Annotated in this window: 15 protein-coding genes; all 15 read right to left on the minus strand. The window is 66.0% G+C overall.

Annotation, left to right across the window (positions count from 1 at the left end):
- Positions 1 to 12 precede the first annotated feature (12 nt).
- Positions 13 to 1,758, minus strand: a complete 1,746-nt coding sequence (locus tag B0T39_RS17555; RefSeq protein ID WP_081548833.1) for a type III secretion system needle tip complex protein — start codon at positions 1,756 to 1,758, stop codon at positions 13 to 15.
- On the minus strand, positions 1,755 to 2,258 hold the full coding sequence (gene sicA / locus B0T39_RS17560) for a type III secretion system translocator chaperone SicA (RefSeq protein WP_081548835.1): 504 nt from the start codon (positions 2,256 to 2,258) through the stop codon (positions 1,755 to 1,757). The genes B0T39_RS17555 and sicA overlap by 4 nt, the downstream gene beginning before the upstream one ends.
- 269 nt (positions 2,259 to 2,527) lie before the next feature.
- Positions 2,528 to 3,691: an EscU/YscU/HrcU family type III secretion system export apparatus switch protein gene (locus tag B0T39_RS17565; RefSeq protein WP_081548837.1), complete on the minus strand. Its 1,164-nt coding sequence runs from the start codon at positions 3,689 to 3,691 to the stop codon at positions 2,528 to 2,530.
- Between the two features lies 1 nt (position 3,692).
- Positions 3,693 to 4,469, minus strand: coding sequence for a type III secretion system export apparatus subunit SctT (gene sctT / locus B0T39_RS17570; RefSeq protein ID WP_081548839.1), 777 nt, complete (start codon positions 4,467 to 4,469; stop codon positions 3,693 to 3,695).
- A gap of 5 nt (positions 4,470 to 4,474) precedes the next feature.
- Positions 4,475 to 4,735, minus strand: coding sequence for an EscS/YscS/HrcS family type III secretion system export apparatus protein (locus B0T39_RS17575; protein WP_019104573.1), 261 nt, complete (start codon positions 4,733 to 4,735; stop codon positions 4,475 to 4,477).
- A 317-nt stretch (positions 4,736 to 5,052) separates the two neighbouring features.
- On the minus strand, positions 5,053 to 5,712 hold the full coding sequence (locus tag B0T39_RS17580) for an EscR/YscR/HrcR family type III secretion system export apparatus protein (RefSeq protein WP_043589695.1): 660 nt from the start codon (positions 5,710 to 5,712) through the stop codon (positions 5,053 to 5,055).
- Positions 5,702 to 6,595: a YscQ/HrcQ family type III secretion apparatus protein gene (locus tag B0T39_RS17585; protein ID WP_081548841.1), complete on the minus strand. Its 894-nt coding sequence runs from the start codon at positions 6,593 to 6,595 to the stop codon at positions 5,702 to 5,704. The genes B0T39_RS17580 and B0T39_RS17585 overlap by 11 nt, the downstream gene beginning before the upstream one ends.
- Positions 6,595 to 7,647: a SpaN/EivJ family type III secretion system needle length determinant gene (locus tag B0T39_RS17590; protein ID WP_141111284.1), complete on the minus strand. Its 1,053-nt coding sequence runs from the start codon at positions 7,645 to 7,647 to the stop codon at positions 6,595 to 6,597. Before B0T39_RS17590 ends, B0T39_RS17585 begins: the two co-directional genes overlap by 1 nt.
- Positions 7,635 to 8,087 (minus strand): hypothetical protein, encoded by a 453-nt coding sequence (locus tag B0T39_RS17595; RefSeq protein ID WP_043589689.1) that lies wholly within the window; start codon positions 8,085 to 8,087, stop codon positions 7,635 to 7,637. The genes B0T39_RS17590 and B0T39_RS17595 overlap by 13 nt, the downstream gene beginning before the upstream one ends.
- The gene (sctN, locus tag B0T39_RS17600; RefSeq protein WP_043589687.1) at positions 8,071 to 9,360 is read right to left on the minus strand and encodes a type III secretion system ATPase SctN; all 1,290 of its coding nucleotides are present in this window, start codon (positions 9,358 to 9,360) and stop codon (positions 8,071 to 8,073) included. The genes B0T39_RS17595 and sctN overlap by 17 nt, the downstream gene beginning before the upstream one ends.
- Positions 9,357 to 9,764 (minus strand): SPI-1 type III secretion system chaperone SpaK, encoded by a 408-nt coding sequence (spaK, locus tag B0T39_RS17605; protein ID WP_081548845.1) that lies wholly within the window; start codon positions 9,762 to 9,764, stop codon positions 9,357 to 9,359. The genes sctN and spaK overlap by 4 nt, the downstream gene beginning before the upstream one ends.
- A 15-nt stretch (positions 9,765 to 9,779) precedes the next feature.
- Positions 9,780 to 11,843, minus strand: coding sequence for an EscV/YscV/HrcV family type III secretion system export apparatus protein (locus tag B0T39_RS17610; protein ID WP_081548847.1), 2,064 nt, complete (start codon positions 11,841 to 11,843; stop codon positions 9,780 to 9,782).
- Positions 11,844 to 11,949: 106 nt separating this feature from the next.
- Complete coding sequence (locus B0T39_RS17615) at positions 11,950 to 13,083, minus strand: YopN/LcrE/InvE/MxiC type III secretion system gatekeeper (RefSeq protein ID WP_303245584.1); 1,134 nt, start codon at positions 13,081 to 13,083, stop codon at positions 11,950 to 11,952.
- Entirely contained in the window at positions 13,073 to 14,812 is a 1,740-nt protein-coding gene (gene sctC / locus B0T39_RS17620) for a type III secretion system outer membrane ring subunit SctC (RefSeq protein WP_081548849.1), read from the minus strand. The genes B0T39_RS17615 and sctC overlap by 11 nt, the downstream gene beginning before the upstream one ends.
- On the minus strand, positions 14,809 to 15,588 hold the full coding sequence (invF, locus tag B0T39_RS17625; protein ID WP_081548852.1) for an AraC family transcriptional regulator InvF: 780 nt from the start codon (positions 15,586 to 15,588) through the stop codon (positions 14,809 to 14,811). Before invF ends, sctC begins: the two co-directional genes overlap by 4 nt.
- Positions 15,589 to 15,864: the final 276 nt, after the last annotated feature.

Here is a 15,864-nt window from a genome sequence, read left to right on the forward strand (position 1 = left end):
TTTTCTCCTGACTCAAGCGTGGCTCTGACGCAGCACGAAGCGGCCGGCCTCAGCATTCTGCTGCAGCGCGGAAGACATCATCGTGGTCAGTTCCTGAGTGATTTTCTGGGTGTTGGCGAAGGCTTCCACCGCCTGCTTCAGCCATTGCTCGATCTGATCCATCGCGGCGCGCGCCAGGGTGAAGTCGGCCAGCGCGTCGCTGGCGTTCTTCATGAACACGCCCTGCGCCACATTGCCGCCGGCCTGGGTGGTGGCTTGCGCCACTTCCCCGCCCACCACCACGCGGTTGAGGGTGTTGGCCATCAGCTGCTTGGAGGCGGCGTCGGTGCGCAGGCCCAGGCTGTTGGCCAGGCGCTGGAAGCCCTGGGTCAACATCTTGCTGCCGTTCTTGGCCAGTTCCTTCAGCACATTGGGCACCATCTTCTTGATGGCGTCGCCCATCAGCTTGCTGAGCGCGCCGCCCAGCTTGCTGGCGGCGCCCTTGCCCACCACGGCCACCACCACCATCACCGCGACCATGGCCACCGCTGCCAGCACCGCGCCGATGATGGAGCCGGCCAGCTCGGCGGTCTTCTTGTCCACCCCCATGCTTTCCAGCGCCTTGGTAATGGCCTTGCCTATCAGGTCCATCAAGGGTTTGAGCACCTTGTCCATCAAGGGCTTCAACGCCTCTTCCATGAAGGACACCCCGGTGGTGGCCTTGACCACCTCGTCCGCCACCATCAGCGCGACGCCCACCGCGGCCAGCGCCAGGCTGGCGCCGCCGGTGAATGCTGCGGCCACGACGCTGACCACGGTCAGCAACGCGCCTAGAATCTTGCCAATGCACCCCATGGTGCGATTGAGTTCTTCCGCCTTGCGCACTTCTTCCTGGTACTCGGCGGATTTTTTGTCCATTTCCTTCTGGCGGCCTTCCTGCAAGGCCTGGAACAATGCCAGATCGTTTTTCAGGCTTTCTTCGCTGTTCTTGCCCACCAGCTCGACGAACATCGCCATCAACATGGTTAGCTTGGCCACATTGGACAGGTTGTCCTCGCCGGTTTTGCGCGCGACATCGCCGCCCACATTGGCGCCTTGCACCTTGCCGGCCAAGTCATCGGCGATCTTGCCCTTTTCCACCGCCACCACGCGGGCCTTTTCCGCCACGTCGAACGCCTTGTCGGCTTTCTGCTTGGCTTGCACGGCTTCGCTGGAGGCTTGCTGGCTGGCGGCCTGGGCGTCGGCGTAGCCCGGATCGTCCTGCGACATGCCGTTCAGCTTGGCCAGCGCCGCGTCGGCTTTCTTCTGGGCGGCGTCCGCGGCCTGTTTGGCGCTGTCGTAATTGCCCACCGCGTCTTTCAACGCCTCGGTGGCTTCGCTCGCCGCCTTGAACGCGTCCTGGAACTCTTTGGACAGTTTCTCGCCCATCGCCACTTGCGCTTCCATCATCGCGCGCCAGGTGGCGATGCGGCTTTCCAGCTGCGACAGCGAAACATTGCCCAGCAAGGACATCAACTGTCCCAGCAGCAGCGTCAGCTTGCCCGCGCCGTCCAGCTCTTCCTTGGCCTTGGCCGTGGGCTGGGTCAGCGGCGGCGTGTTCAAGTCGCTGCGCGGCTTGGCGGCGCCGGCGTCGTCGCTGACGCGCATCGTGAACAGCGCTTGCGCCGACTTCTGCGCGGCGTCGACGAATTTCTCGCTCGCCTGGGTGTTACCCGATAGCGCTTTCGCCAGCTTGGCACTGTCAAGATTGAAGCTTTGACCGATAGTGTTACCGCTCATGCTTGCTCCTTTTCCTGCTGACGGGATTGCTCGGCCTCCGTCTCCTGCAAACTGTCCAGATACACTTGGGCCTTGGCGCGCAGCGACTCGTCGTCGCTTTGTTCGCACACCAGCTCGAAACACTGCCTGGCCTTGGCCGCCTTGCGCATGAACAGCTGGCACTGCCCAGTGAAGAACACCGGCCGGTAGTCGTTCTTGCTCAGGGCGAAGGCCACCGCGTACAGATCGGCGGCCTTCTGGAACTGTTTCTTGAGCTGGCACACAGCGGCCAGCCCCATGATGTAGTCGGGGTTGTAGAAGTCGTAGATGCACAGAAAGCGGAAGAAGGTTTCCGCCTCGTCGAGCCTTCCCTTGTTGTAAAAATCGTAAGCGTGGGCGTACAAGCCTTCCATCATGTCCGGCGGAATGCCGTGCACGTCTTTCAGGGTGGCGCCCTCGCTTACCGCTTCCCAGACCATCTCTGCCAGGCGGTCGTCGCTGACACTGTCTTCAGGGTTCATCAAACATCTCCTAGTCGCTGTCACCAACCCGGCAGAGCTGGCTAGAGACGACGGTTGTCTTGGGTGTGAAATGACCGTCGTCGCTGTCATTTAACAGCGACCGACGGGGGGAAACATTCAGGAATCGCTCATGACGGGGGCGCATCGGATATCCGGGCTTGTTCAATACGGTCCTGCCGGCTTTGGGACCGCAGCGGCCAGGGAAGAGGCTGGCTTAGCCAGGCGAGGGCCTGCTCACGGTCCCGCGTGTTTTGAGGACGTGAATGCGCTCAGCCCTCCTGACCATCCCGCTTATCCACAGAAGCGGGCGTGCCGGCGGATTTATCCACAACAGAGCCGGCGGCGCTCGCGCCCTTCCCCTGCTCCGCCTGCGGCGGCGGCTCCGGTGCTGGCTCAGACGCCTCCGCTCCGGCGTTTTCCACCTGCTCCAGCCACATCAGCAAGCGCAGCACTTCCTCCACCTCGTCCAGGCTGACCAGGGAATAGCGGCGATGGCTGGCGAAAATGCGCCGCGCCAGCGGAATGTCGCGCACCACCGGCACGCCCACCTTCTCCGCGTAGGCCCGCACCGCCAGCGCGCGCTGATTGGTCTCCATCACCGAGATGAAGGGAATGGGCAGCAGCTCCGGCTTGAAATAGATGCCGACGGCGATATGGGTGGGGTTGGCCACGATCAAGCGCGAGTTTTCGATGTCGGACTTCACCTGCTCGGACAGGATTTCCATATGCGCCTCGCGGCGGCGAGACTTGATCTCCGGATTGCCCTCCTGCTCCTTCATCTCGCGCTTGACCTCCTGCTTGTCCATCTTCATGTCTTTCATGAACAGGAAGTACTCGGCGATCGCATCCAGCACCAGCACCGCGACGATGCAGCCCAGGCAGGTCAGCACCAGCGCCAGCAGCAGTTCGCGCCAGATCGCCGCCATGCCCATCGGGTCGCCGTTGAGCTGGGCGAACAGCAGCGCCTTGTGCTTGTGCCACAGCACCAGCACCGCCACCACGAAACTGGTCAAGTACAGCAGCGCCTTCACCGCCTCCTTCACCGTGCGCAGGCTGAACAGCTTCTTGAAGCCGTTGACCGGATTCAAGGCTTCCAGATTGAGCTTCAAGGCCTCGCTGGCCAGCACGAAGCCGCTTTGCAGCAGGGACGGCAAGGCGGAGGCGACGATGCACAGCAGGAAGATGGGCAGCAGCAGCTTGATGCCCAGCCAGACCACCGCCTGGGCGTAGCCCTGCATATCCTGCTGGAAGCCGCCGGCGATCACCTGGCGGAAAGCGCCCATCAATTCCACCAGCGAGCCGAAGGACACCAGATAGGCGACGCCGCACAGGGTCAGGCAGGCCACCACCAGGTCGCGGCTCTTGAAGGACTGGCCTTTCTTGGCCGCGTCCTGCAGGCGTTTGCGCGTCGGTTGTTCAGTCTTGTTCGACATCTCAAGGCACCGGCGCGCTCAGCCAGCCGGGCAATGCCTGCGGCGGGAAGGCCAGCCGCATCACCGTGTCGGGCAATACCGGGCCGAAATACATCAACATGATCAGCAGCGCCGCCGCGCTCTTCACCGTCAGCGACACCGCGAAGGCGTTCATCTGCGGCGCGAAGCGCGACAGCAGGCCCAGCACCACCTCGGACAGCAGCAAGGCCGCCACCACCGGGCTGGCCAGCACCACCGCCTTGCTGATCACCTGATTGAGCAGGCTCAGCGTCGGCTGCAGCGCCGGCGTGCAAACGCCAAGCGGGTCGCACAGCTGATAGCTCTGACGGAACAAGTCCAGCATCAGGCTCATGCCGCCGCCTTGCAGATAAACCGCGGCGGCGAACAGATTGAACATATTGGCCAATTCCGAAGTGTCCACCCCGTTGGCCGGGTCTATGCTGCTGCTCAAGGTGGCGCCGCGCTGGTTGTCTATGATGCTGCCCAGTGCGTGGAACACCCAGAACGGCCAGGCCAGCAGGCAGCCCAGCAGCAGGCCCACCGCGGCCTCGCGCGCGATCATCGCGAGGAAGGGCAGCGCCTGAAAGACCGGCAGCGCCTCCACCGGATGCGGCCACAGCCCCAGCGCCACCAGCATGGTGGCCGAGGTGCGCACCACGCCGCTGAGCACATTGCTGTTCAGGAAAGGCAGGATGAAAAACACCGGCGCCACGCGGGCGAAACCGAGCGCGGCCGAGGCCACCCAGCCGTGGATTTCGAAGAACAGGCCAAACTGCATCCGCCTCAGCCCCTGGCCAGCGCCATGCGCATCACCTCCCGGCCAAAGCCGAGCAGGGTTTCGCCGTACCAGCCGGACAGCAGGAACAGACACAGGCTGACGCCGAACAATTTGATGCCGAAGGGCAGCGTCTGTTCCTGCAACTGGGTCACGGTCTGGAACAGGCCCACCAGCAGGCCGATGGCGGTAGCGACGATGATGGGCCAGGCCGACATCAGCAGCACCAGGTACAGCGCCTTGTTGCCGGCGAACACCAGATCATTCATAGCAAAACTCCAAAATTGAGGCGGGCGGCATGGACAGCGCGGCACTCCGCCCGCGCCATTAAAGCCATTCAGCTCTCCAAGACTCGGGAAGCAAAACCGAGCGCAGCGGCCGAGACAAGGCGCGTCAACGCAGGCAGTACCCGTCGTACGACAAGGAGGCGCAACGCAGCATCGGCGGTTTTTCATTCATACAATCACCAGGTCTAGGTAATGGGCGGCAAAACCGCGCGCAGCGGCCAAGGCAAGGCGCGCCGACGCAGACAGTGCATCTAGCACGGCAAGGAGGCGCAACGCAGCATTGGCGGTTTTGCCGCCCATTACGTCGCCAGGTCCAGGTACTGCAACACCAAGCCCTTCGACAACAAAGTCCAGCCATCCAGCGCCACGAACAGCACCAACTTGATCGGCACCGAAATCGTCACCGGGCTCATCATCATCATCCCCAGCGCCAGCAAGATGCTGGAGATCACCAAATCCACCACCACGAAGGGCAGGTAGAGATAAAAGCCGATCTTGAACGCGCTCTTGATCTCGCTGAGCGCGTAGGCCGGCAGCAAGGCGAAAATGGACGGCTGTTCGTCCTCGGCCGCATTGCCGGTTTCGCGTTCGGTGCGCTGTGCCTGGGCTTTTTCAAAGAAGCTCACCAGTTCCGGATCGGAATACTTCTGCAAATAGCCGCGATAGCCGTCCAGGCCGTTCTCGACGAAGTTGCTCACCGACTCCACGCTGTTGAAGCTGACCTGCTCTTCCTGGTAATGGCTGTAGGCCTGCTGCGCGATCGGCAGCATCACGAACATCGACAGCATCAGCGCGATGCCGTTGAGCGTCATATTGGACGGCACCTGCTGCAAACCCAATGCGTTGCGCACCATCACAAACACGATGGAGAACTTGATGAAGCAAGTGCCGGAAGCGATCAGAAAAGGCAGCAGCGTGGCGAAAGCCAGCAGCGCGATCAGCGAAATATCATTCGACATCGGCGGCTCCGCCCAGCCACTCCGTCACTTCCACCCCCAGATGACCGGCCAGCTGCACCAGCTCCCCGCGTCCCAGCAGCGCGCCGTTGGCGCGCACTTCCACCCGCCGCTCAACATCGGCCGGCAGGTTCAACAGCCGGCCACGACACAAGTCCTGCAACTCCGTCAGCGTCACCCGTCCGCGATGCAGCACGAACTCCAGTTCCACCGGCAGCTGCCCCATGTCTTGCGCCGGCGCTTCCTGCTCCGTCGCCTGTTGCGATTCATCCCACTCCATGACGATTCCTTCCTCGTACGATTGATAAGTGCCCAGCGCGCGGTCGTGGCAGCGCACCGCCGCCGTCGGCTCGCGGATCAGCAGCACGTCTCCGCGCGCCACTCCTCGCAGCAGACCCAGGCTGAGGCGGCTGTCGCCGATGACGAAGCGCAGCGGCCAACTCAGCAACGGCGCCGGGTCCAGCGCGTCTCCCGCCTCGAATTCCGGCGCGCGCTCCAGCCACAGCGGCCCCTCCGCGCACATCACCCGCAGCAGCGCTTGACGCGGCAAAGCGTCGCCCGGCCCCGCTTCGCCCAGGCTCAAGCGCTGATAGGCCAGCTCCGGCATCGGCGGCGTCAACGGCCGTTCCGCCGCCGCCAGCCATTGCGCCGCCTGCGCCTCCACGCCGGCGGACAGCGCCAACCGCGCCAGTTCCGGCGCGGCGCTCTCCAACCAGGCGCGCGGTTGCAGCCAGCCCCGCCAGCGCTGTTCCGCGTCGGCCACCGACAACCACAGGCCGTCGCGCGGCGGCGTTTCCAGCGTCGCGTCCCAACCCTGGCGCCGCCAAGCCGCGGCGGCGCGCTGCAAAGCGCGCTCTCGCGCGTCGATTTGTCTGAGCGCCAGCATCAGGCGTCCTCCTCCTCATCCCGCTGCGGCTGCTGCCGGCCCTGCTCGCGGCCGTCGTCGCGGGCCATCTGCCATTGCTGCGGGTTGCCGGACTGCCATTGCTCGCCCAAACGCTGTTGCACCAGGCTGTCCGACGGCTGCAGGCTGAGCACGCCGCCGGGCTGGCTTTGCACGTTCACCGTGTGCTCGCCGCCCCAGCGCTGGAAGCGGTAGGTCAGGCCCGGCTGGGCCGGTTCCGGCGCGCTGGTCGCGGACAAAGTCGTTTGGGCCTGAGCCTGGGCCGGGTCTTGGCGCGGCCGCGCCGGCGGCGCGGTGTCGCGCGGCGGCGTCGCCGGCGCGGACGCTTGGGCCTGCTGCGGCGCAACCGCCGCTGCGGCGGCCGGCGCGGTCTCGTTCTTGCGCGCCTCGCCGCCTTCGCGCGCGACGGCCGGCGTCGACGCGGAAGCCGGCGCGGCGGTGTCCACTTTCGCCCTTCCATGCGGTGTCGATGTGGCAAGCGGCATCGCGATAGACGCTTCGGCGCTCGCGGCGGCCCCTGGAAGCGCAGTCTCGCCCTTGCCCGGCGTGTGCTCGGCTTTGTGCTGCGCGGCAGACATCGACGATACCGGCTTGAGCTTGGCCTCGGCCGCCGGCGCCAGGCTGGCCGCGTGCTTAGCCGCCAGCGCGGCTGCGGCGGCATGCAGACCCTGCGGTCCGACGACGGTCTTGCCGCGTGCGGCGGCTGCCGAACGTTCTCCGTCGCCCAAAGGCGTCTGCCCCCGCTTGCCCGGCGCCGACAAAGCGGCTTCCGCCGCATGGCGGCCGCCGGCGTTCAACCGCGCCGCGTTCCAGTGCGGCGGCAGCGGCGGCTGCCACAGCGCTCCTGCCGGCAGACGGGAGCGGTCTTGCTCGCGTTCGCCGGCCACGTCCTCGCCGTCGCGGTCCGGATCGGCGGCGTCTCTCCGCTGTCTTTGGGCTTCGCGGGCAAAGGCCTCGGCGGCGCCGTCCGCGTCGGCCGCGGTTGCCGGCCGGGTATCCGCGCTCGGCGCGGGAATGGGCGTCATCGCGTCCATATCGTCCTCTCTTCCTGCTCGGCCTCGTCCAGCCGCAAACGCCGCATGCGTTCCTGACGGCGCTGCAACTTGGCCCAGCGTTGATACTTGTCTTCCTTGCGCAGCCATTGCCGGCGCAAGACCTGTTGTTCCTCGCGCCGGCCGGCCAGGCCTTGGCGCTGTTCTTCCAGCTGTCCGCTTTGCAGGTCCAGGTTTTGCAACTGGCGTCGCAGCACCGCCTGCTTGCGCTGCAGCGCGAACAGCTGGCCGCGGCTCATCGCCCCGGCCGGCCGTTGCGCCAGCAGCAATTGGCGCAGGCCCTGGCCCTGCGAGGCCAAGGCCTCTTGCTCCGCCGCCAGCGCGCCGTCCTGGCGCGCCAACTGAGCCAGCTCGGCCTCGCAACGCGATTGCGCCGCCTGACAACGGCGCAGCAGCGCGCCCAGCTTAGGCAACAAGCTCATGCAAGCTGCGCAGGGTGTCGGCGAACCCCGCGCCCTCGTCCACCGGCTGGCGCAGCCAGCGGCGCAGCGCGTCGCGCGCGTTCATCGCGCGGTCGTTGTCCGCGTTCTCGCCCGGGCGGTATTCGCCCAGGTCGATAAAGACTTGCAGCTCCTCCAGCCGCGCCATCAAGGCGCGCAGCGCCGAGGCCGCCTGTAGATGGCCGCCGTCGCACACCTGGCCGGCCACGCGGCTGGCGCTCTTGAGCACATCGATGGCCGGGTAATGGCCCTGGCCGGCCAGCTTGCGGCTCAAATAGATGTGGCCGTCCAGAATGGAGCGGATCTCGTCCGCCATCGGGTCCGGCTCGTCGTCGCTTTCCAGCAGCACGGTGTAGAAGGCGGTAATGCTGCCGCCGCGGGTGGCGCCGGGGCGCTCCAGCAGCCGCGGCAGGCTGTCGAACACCGAGGCAGGGTAGCCGCGACGCGCCGGTGGTTCTCCGGCGGCCAGCGCCACGTCGCGCAGCGCGCGGGCGTAGCGGGTCATGGAGTCGACGAAGAGCACCACTTTCTTGCCCTGATCGCGGAAGTATTCGGCCACCGTGGTGGCCAGCAGCGCCGCGTTGCAGCGGTCCACCGAGGAGAAGTCCGAGGTGGCGAACACCAGCGCGCAGCGCTCGCGCTTGGGCGAGGCGCGCAGCGATTCGGCGAACTCGGTCACTTCGCGGCCGCGCTCGCCGATCAGGCCGATGACGAAGACGTCGGCGTCGCTCTGCTCGATCAGCATGTGCATCAACATGGTCTTGCCGCAGCCGGCGGAGGCGAAGATGCCGACGCGCTGGCCCACGCCGCAGGTCAGCAGGCCGTCGATGGCGCGCACGCCGGTGGCCAGCGGCTCGCGTATGCCCACGCGCCGAGAGTACGGCGGCGGGTCGGCGTCGATGCCGCGCTCCTCGCCGCCCACTCCGGCCTCGGGCGCGAAGCGCTCGACGATGCGGCCGGTGGGGTCCAGCACCGCGCCCAGCGCGGACTCGCCAATCCAGGCGGCCAAGGCGCGGCCGGTGGGCTGCAACACTGCCTCGCGCGACAGGCCGCGCGCGTTGCCGATCAGGCTGAGCACCGCGCGCGGGCCTTGAAAGCCCACCACCTGGGCGCGGGCCACCACGTCGCGGTCCTGCCAGCTGCGGCGGATGTCGCACAGTTCGCCTATCGCCACCTCGGGCAGCGCGGCTTCCAGAATGGGGCCGGACAGGCGTTGCGGATACGCCAGCCGGCGCAGCAGGCGCGGCGCTTTCATCGCAGCAGCGACTCGCTGAAGCGCTCCAGCGCGTCGAAGAAGCCGTTCAGCGCCTCGGAGAAGCGCTTGCCGTCGGCCAGATAATCCGGGTGCGCCATCGCCTTCAGTTCCAGATAGCCCTCATTGGTGGCCAGTTGCAGTTGGCCGCCGCGGGCGAAATGGCAGCCCTGCATCAGGTCCTGCAAGAGCTGGGCGGCGCGCTGGGCCAGCACCGCCTCGTTGTGCTCGCCCAACCGCGACCACAACCACACCTCGCCATCCTGAGCGCTGACGTGAATGCTGGGCAGATCGTGCAAGTCCAGCGCGATGGTGGAATGGCTGTCCAGTTCGCCCAGCAGGGCGGGATCGCAGCCGCTTTCTTCCAAGGCGGAGCGGACCAATTGGGCGATATCCATGGCGAACATAGGCGGAATCCTTTTTTAAATGGTTTTGATCACGTTCACCGACACGCTGTCGGCGATTTCGCCGAAGGACACCACTTCCAAGTCGCGGAAGCGGGTTTCGACCAGTTTCTTGATAAAGCGCCGCACGTCCACCGAGGCCAGCAGCACCAGATCCTTGTGCGCGATGCCCATGCCGTCCAGGCCGAGCGCGAACAAGTCCATCAGTTCGTCCGAAGCCGCCGGCTCCAGGTTGAGGAAGGCGCCGGCCGAGGTCTGGCGTATGCCCTTGCGCACCATGTCCTCCACCTCGGCGGACATCATCACCGCGCGCAGTTCGCCGCCGCTGGCGAACTTGTGGCAGATGTAGCGCGCCAGCGCGCCGCGCACGTGCTCCACCAGATTGATCACGTCCTTCTCGCGCGGCGCCCACAGCGCCAGCGCCTCCATGATCAGCTTCATATTGCGCACCGAGATGCGTTCGGCCAGCAGCCGCTGCAGCACTTCGGCGATGCGCTGCACCGTGGCGTGGCGCAGCACTTCCTTGAGCAGGTCCGGGTATTTGGCTTCCAGCTGGTCCAGCATGTGCTTGGTTTCCTGGACGCCGAAGTATTCGTTGACGTGACGCGCCAGCAGCGCGGCCAGGCAGTGGTAGAGCTCGTCCAGCGCCGGGCGCAGCTGGTAGCCCAGCTTGGCCAGCTTGTCGCCGTCGGCCGGGCGCACCCAGGCGCACTGGCTGGCGCCCTGGGCGCTGAACACCGGCTGCACCCCAAGCGCGGCGGCCTCGTCCGAGTAATTGACCACGCGCACCAGATCGAAATGCAGTTCGAACTCGTCGGCGCGGATTTCATTGATCAGCACCGCCGCCCGGTTGTCCGGCAGGCCTTCGCCGTCGCGCAACAACATATCCGGCAGCCGCACGCCGTAGTCGATGAAAAACTGGCTGCGCAGCCGCTCGGCCAGCTGAGCCTGTTCCAGCGCGGCGCGGCGCGCCTTGGGCACCAGCAGGATCAGCGGCACGGTCTCCGCCGCCACCTTGTCCAGGTTGCCGATCAGACCCAGGGTGCTGTCCTTGCCGCCCGCCGGCGTTGCGCCGGCGGCCGCGCTCGCGGGAGTCTGGGCCGCACCCGGCGCGCCTTTGCGTGCCATGCGGCGCTTGTAATAGAACAGGCCGCCCAAAGCCGCGGCCAGGATCAGGAACACGATCAGCGGAAAGCCGGGCAGCATGCCCACCGCCAATGCCAGCACCGCGGTCACCACCAGCACGAACGGGTTGCCCAGCAACTGGCTCATGATGTTGCGGCCCATATTGTCGCTGTCGCCGTTGACGCGGGTGACGATGAAGCCGGCGCTGATGGCGATCAGCAGCGCGGGAATCTGCGCCACCAGGCCGTCGCCGATGGTGAGCATGGTGTAGGTGGACAGCGCGGTGGACAGGTCCATGCCGTGCTGGGTCATGCCCACGGAGATGCCGCCGATGAAGTTGACGAAGATGATGATGATGCCGGCGATGGCGTCGCCCTTGATGAACTTCATCGCGCCGTCGAAGGAGCCGTAAAGCTGGCTCTCGCGCTCCAGCACGCTGCGGCGCTCGCGCGCGCCGTCGGCATCCACGATGCCGGCCTTGAGGTCGGCGTCGATGCTCATCTGCTTGCCGGGCATGCCGTCCAGAGAGAAGCGCGCCGCCACCTCGGCCACTCGTTCCGAACCCTTGGTGATGACGATGAACTGCACCACGGTGACGATGGAAAACACCACGAAGCCCACCGCCAGGCTGTCGCCGATGACGAACTGGCCAAAGGTGTTGATGATCTCGCCCGCGTCGGCCTCGATCAGGATCAGGCGGCTGGTGCTGATGGACAGCGCCAGCCGGAACAGCGTGGTGATCAGCAGCACCGAGGGAAAGGTGGAAAAACTGAGGATGCGGTCGATGTAGAACGAGCCCATGAACACCAGCACGGCGATCACGATGTTGAGGCCGATCAGGAAGTCCACCAAATAGGTGGGCAAGGGGATGATCAGCATCGCGATGATCATCACCATCAACAGCAGGATCAGCAATTCCGGCCGCGAGCGCGCGCCGTTGAGCAGGGAGTTAAACACCGTTAGTCATCCAAGCGATTCGATATTGGCGACGGGCCGCGGCCCGCCGGAAAAAACAGCCAGGCAAAACGGGACGCGTCCCCCCGCCTTGCCTGGCGGCTCTCGTTTACTCCGCGCCTCCGCCCTCGGCCTCGCGCCGGCGCTCGGCCAGTTCGTGGCGGTAAGCGATGGCCGCCAGATGGCGGAACTCCTCCTGCAAGGCGTCCAGCCAGCGTTCGTCGACGAACAGCTGCGGCGGCAGCGCCTTGCAAGCCTGGTACAGCGCCTGCAACAAGGTGGAATGCTCGCTGTGGCGGCTGAGCAAGGCGGTGTCGCCCACCGTCTCCGCCAGCAAGCCGTCCAGTTGCTGCGGCTGTTGCAGCAGCGACAGCAGAAACAACAACCAATCCGCCTCGCTGGGGTTGAAGGCGCACACCTGCGGATTGCTCAACATGCGGCCGACGAAGAGCGCGTCGGCCGAACGCAGCAGCTTGAGCTGGCTCAGCCGGCCCAGGAGATTGCCGAACTCCAGCCGCGAACAGCTGGCGTCCAGCGAATCGATGTCGGCCAGCAACGCGCCTTCGATGAAGTCCAACACCACCGCTCTGCGTTGGTAGCCGTAGCTGCCCACCCAGTCGGCGTAAATCTCCACTTCCGCCGCCTCGCTCTCCAGAAACTGGCGGTAGCTGGCGCGCAGCAGGCCGGGGCTCAGCGACAGCGCCTTGCCAAACAGCCTCGCCTTCAGCGCGCAATTGATGCCGGCCTTCAACGGCTTGGCCTCGGCCTGGCCCTCCACCTGCTTGAGCAGGGCCTGCAGGCGCTTGCGCACCACCTCGTCCAGCTGACGGCGGCGCAACAGTTCGCGCAGCACCAGCACCAGATCGCTGTCGTCCGGGAACAAGGACCGCGCTTGGCGCAGCAACTCCTCGGCGCTGACCCCGTGGGACTTGGCCACGTTCACGATCTGCTGCGCCTTGGGCTGGGCCTCCTCGTCCAGCACCCGTTCGAAGCTGTCGGCCAGATGGCCCAGCTTCTTGTCGTAATCGCGGCGGTTGCGGAACTGGGTCAGCGCCGCCGACATTTCATCGGTGGATTGGACGAAGCGCTGCACCTCGGCCGCCGGGCTGGCGTCCTCCACCTGCTGCGCGTCCGCCTGCCGCGCCTCGCCCTGGCGCTGGGCGTCGCGCTGGGCGTCCAGCTTGCCCTGGTGCTTGGGCGAGCGGACGCCGAAGACCGGCGGCGGACGGCCGCTAATGTCCACGCGTCGCGCCCTTGGCCGCGCCGTCGGCGCGCTGTTCGCGGTCCAGGTAGTCGCGCACCCATTGCTGCAGCGGATCGCTGGAGATGCCGCCCTCCTTGGCCACCGCCGCCGATAGATCGCTGGCGTCCGGCGTCAGCGGGTCGTCGATCTCGCGTGGCTGAATCAGGAACACGCGCACGGTATTGCTCTGGTTCTGGCTGCGGTAGCGGAACAGGCCGCCCACCAAGGGCAAGCTGCCCAAGAACGGCACCTTGTTGTTCTGTTCGATATTGGCGTCGCGGGTGTAACCGCCTATCAACAAGCTCTTGCCCTGCGGCACCCGCGCCACGGTGCTGATGCGGGTGCGGCCCACCTCGGGCAAGGCGTCCTGCGGGTCCTTGTCGTAATCCGGCGTCTTGGCCTCGCGGCCGTCCTCGATGTTCAGCGACATCTCGATCTGGCCATCGGCGGAGAAGCGCGGCAGCACGCTGACCAGGGTGCCGTAGGTCACGTGTTGCAGGCTGGAATTGCGTTCGCCCACCAGCTTGGCGTAGAAGGTGCGGCTGTTGTCGAAGATGGCCGGCACGTTTTCCTGGGTCAGCACCACCGGGCGCGACACCACATTCGCCTTGTTCTTCTGCGACAAGGCCATCACCGAAGCGATGAAGCGGGTGCCGTCCAGGGTGCTGAGCGAGGAGGGTTGGTTCAGCGTCACGCCCAGCTTGTTGCCCACGGTGGCGCTGCCGCTCCAGTTGACGCCCAGTTGATCCAGGTCGCCCTTGTCCAGGTCTATGATCCACAGCGACAGCTCCACGTGGCGCTTGGCCACGTCCAGCGCCAGCGCCAGGTTCTCGATGAAACGCACCTGCTCGGCGGTGCCCTTGATCAGCAGGCTGTTGGTGTCCGGGTAGGCGATCACCTTGATGTCGCCGGCCGCCGCGTCCTGCTTCAGCGCGTCGGGCAGGCTTAAACCGGCCTGGTAGGCCGGCGCCTTGAGCTCCCCGCCGGCGGGAAAGTCCGGCATCGCCGGAATGTCGCTGCCCCGCACAGGCGGCCGCGTCGGGTTGACCCCGGCGGTCTGCAAAGGCTTGTCTTCGCCCTGCAGCAGCTTCTCTATCACCGTGGCCATGCCGGGGATGACGATTTTCTGGTCACGCAGCTCATAGCTGCGGTCGCTGACGAAGGTGTTGTTGAGCCGCACCACGCCTATCTTCTGCCGGCCCAGTTCAATGCCGTCGCTCTGCTTGTCCATGAAGCCGGCGGCGTTGACCACCAGATCCACGAAGACCGGCGGCCCGGACACGTAGAAGGTTCCGCTGCGGTTGTCGCCGCGCAGCGGATAGCGTTTGTCGTAGAGGCCGGACTTGCGCAGGAAGTCGTTGAAGGCGGAGAGCGACACATTGCGCAGCGACACCACCGCGTTGCGGGTTTCGCTGGCGTCGTAGACATAGATGGCCTGGCCGTCGTGATACCAGATCAGGCCCAGCTGCTGAGTCATCTTGTCCAGCAGCGCCTGCGGGTTGGCCAGGTCGAAATCGCCGCTGATCTGCTTGCGCGCCGCCTGCTTGCTGACGATCACCGGCTTTTTCAGCCGCGAGGAAATCGCGTCGAAGAACGAACGCAGGCCCTCCTTCTTGGCGACGTAGCCGGCGGAGTCGGCGGCGCGCGCCGGTTCCGGCGCGGCGGCGGCCGGCACGGCCGCGAGCAGCGCCGCGGCCAGCAGCGCGGCGGATAAAAAGCTTCGATTCATTTGGTGGCCAGTTGAATAATGTTGGACAGACCGCGCGGCGAAACGCCGATCAGTCCCTTGATTTCGTTGGAAAAATGCGACGACGAGGCGTAGCCGTGCTTGAGCGCCACCTGGGTCAGGTTTTCCCGCCCCTCCGCCACGTCCAGCAGCGAACGGGCCATGCGCCAGTCGCGCAGCTCGGTCTTGGCCGCGTTGCCCAGCGCGTGGCGGCACAAGCGGCGGAAGTGGGAGTAGGACACGCCGTAGCGCTCTCCCAGCGCCTGCAACTTGTCGCCGCAGGCGGACTGGGCCAGCAGGAAGCGCACCAGCCAATAACTCTCGCTGCGACGCAGCAGCGTCAGCAATGCGGCGAAGGCCGGCGACGGCGCCAACACCTGCAGCAAGAACCAGTACTCGCAACGCTTGCGGTCCTGCCAGGCCGTCAGATCGGCCAGCGGCAATTGCGCGCAGCGCGCCTCGCTTGTCGGCGCGTCCGCGTCTCGGGCCTCGTCGGTCTTGGCTTCGTCGACGAAGGCCAGCAGCTTGCTGAACGCCTCCAGCCGGACCGGCTGAAACGGCAATGCGCCGGCAACCACGCTCACTTCCACGCGGTCCAGCAACAGCAGACCCTGCCAATCCGCCGCCAGGGTCAGCGTTTCCGCGCCCTCTTCCCAGCTCAGTTCCAGCCGCGCCTCTTCCCGGCGCGGCGGCAGCAACCAGACGTCCTGGGCCGGCGCGCAGCGCTTGGCGGCGGCCTCCAAAGTCTCCAGCGGGTGCAACACATCGTTATCGGTCATCGGTCAAACGCCCTGCCGGGCTCGTGCTTGGACTGGGAAAGTGTCCCCCAGCGCCGCGGGCGAATCCTGATGCAAATCTGATGGGAACCCGAGTTTTCGCTCCAACGCCCGCCAGACACAAAGAACAGGCCCCCCGCTGCGGCGCCCGCGCGACAAAAGCCGCTACGGTCTCGCTCACGCGTTCCGCGCGGGCTCAATCAGCGTCGCGATTATCTCTTTCCCCGCCGCGGGCAACTTTCAACTATCGACCATGCCCGCCGCTTTTCGCCATCAGTA

Source organism: Chromobacterium haemolyticum (genome assembly GCF_002081825.1).
GTDB lineage: Bacteria > Pseudomonadota > Gammaproteobacteria > Burkholderiales > Chromobacteriaceae > Chromobacterium > Chromobacterium fluminis.

Bases quoted from the DNA above. Each gene is read 5' to 3' on its own strand.
- B0T39_RS17555 (WP_081548833.1), bottom strand. From the start codon at position 1,758: ATGAGCGGTAACACTATCGGTCAAAGCTTCAATCTTGACAGTGCCAAG.
- sicA (WP_081548835.1), bottom strand. From the start codon at position 2,258: ATGAACCCTGAAGACAGTGTCAGCGACGACCGCCTGGCAGAGATGGTC.
- B0T39_RS17565 (WP_081548837.1), bottom strand. From the start codon at position 3,691: ATGTCGAACAAGACTGAACAACCGACGCGCAAACGCCTGCAGGACGCG.
- sctT (WP_081548839.1), bottom strand. From the start codon at position 4,469: ATGCAGTTTGGCCTGTTCTTCGAAATCCACGGCTGGGTGGCCTCGGCC.
- B0T39_RS17575 (WP_019104573.1), bottom strand. From the start codon at position 4,735: ATGAATGATCTGGTGTTCGCCGGCAACAAGGCGCTGTACCTGGTGCTG.
- B0T39_RS17580 (WP_043589695.1), bottom strand. From the start codon at position 5,712: ATGTCGAATGATATTTCGCTGATCGCGCTGCTGGCTTTCGCCACGCTG.
- B0T39_RS17585 (WP_081548841.1), bottom strand. From the start codon at position 6,595: ATGCTGGCGCTCAGACAAATCGACGCGCGAGAGCGCGCTTTGCAGCGC.
- B0T39_RS17590 (WP_141111284.1), bottom strand. From the start codon at position 7,647: ATGGACGCGATGACGCCCATTCCCGCGCCGAGCGCGGATACCCGGCCG.
- B0T39_RS17595 (WP_043589689.1), bottom strand. From the start codon at position 8,087: ATGAGCTTGTTGCCTAAGCTGGGCGCGCTGCTGCGCCGTTGTCAGGCG.
- sctN (WP_043589687.1), bottom strand. From the start codon at position 9,360: ATGAAAGCGCCGCGCCTGCTGCGCCGGCTGGCGTATCCGCAACGCCTG.
- spaK (WP_081548845.1), bottom strand. From the start codon at position 9,764: ATGTTCGCCATGGATATCGCCCAATTGGTCCGCTCCGCCTTGGAAGAA.
- sctC (WP_081548849.1), bottom strand. From the start codon at position 14,812: ATGAATCGAAGCTTTTTATCCGCCGCGCTGCTGGCCGCGGCGCTGCTC.
- invF (WP_081548852.1), bottom strand. From the start codon at position 15,588: ATGACCGATAACGATGTGTTGCACCCGCTGGAGACTTTGGAGGCCGCC.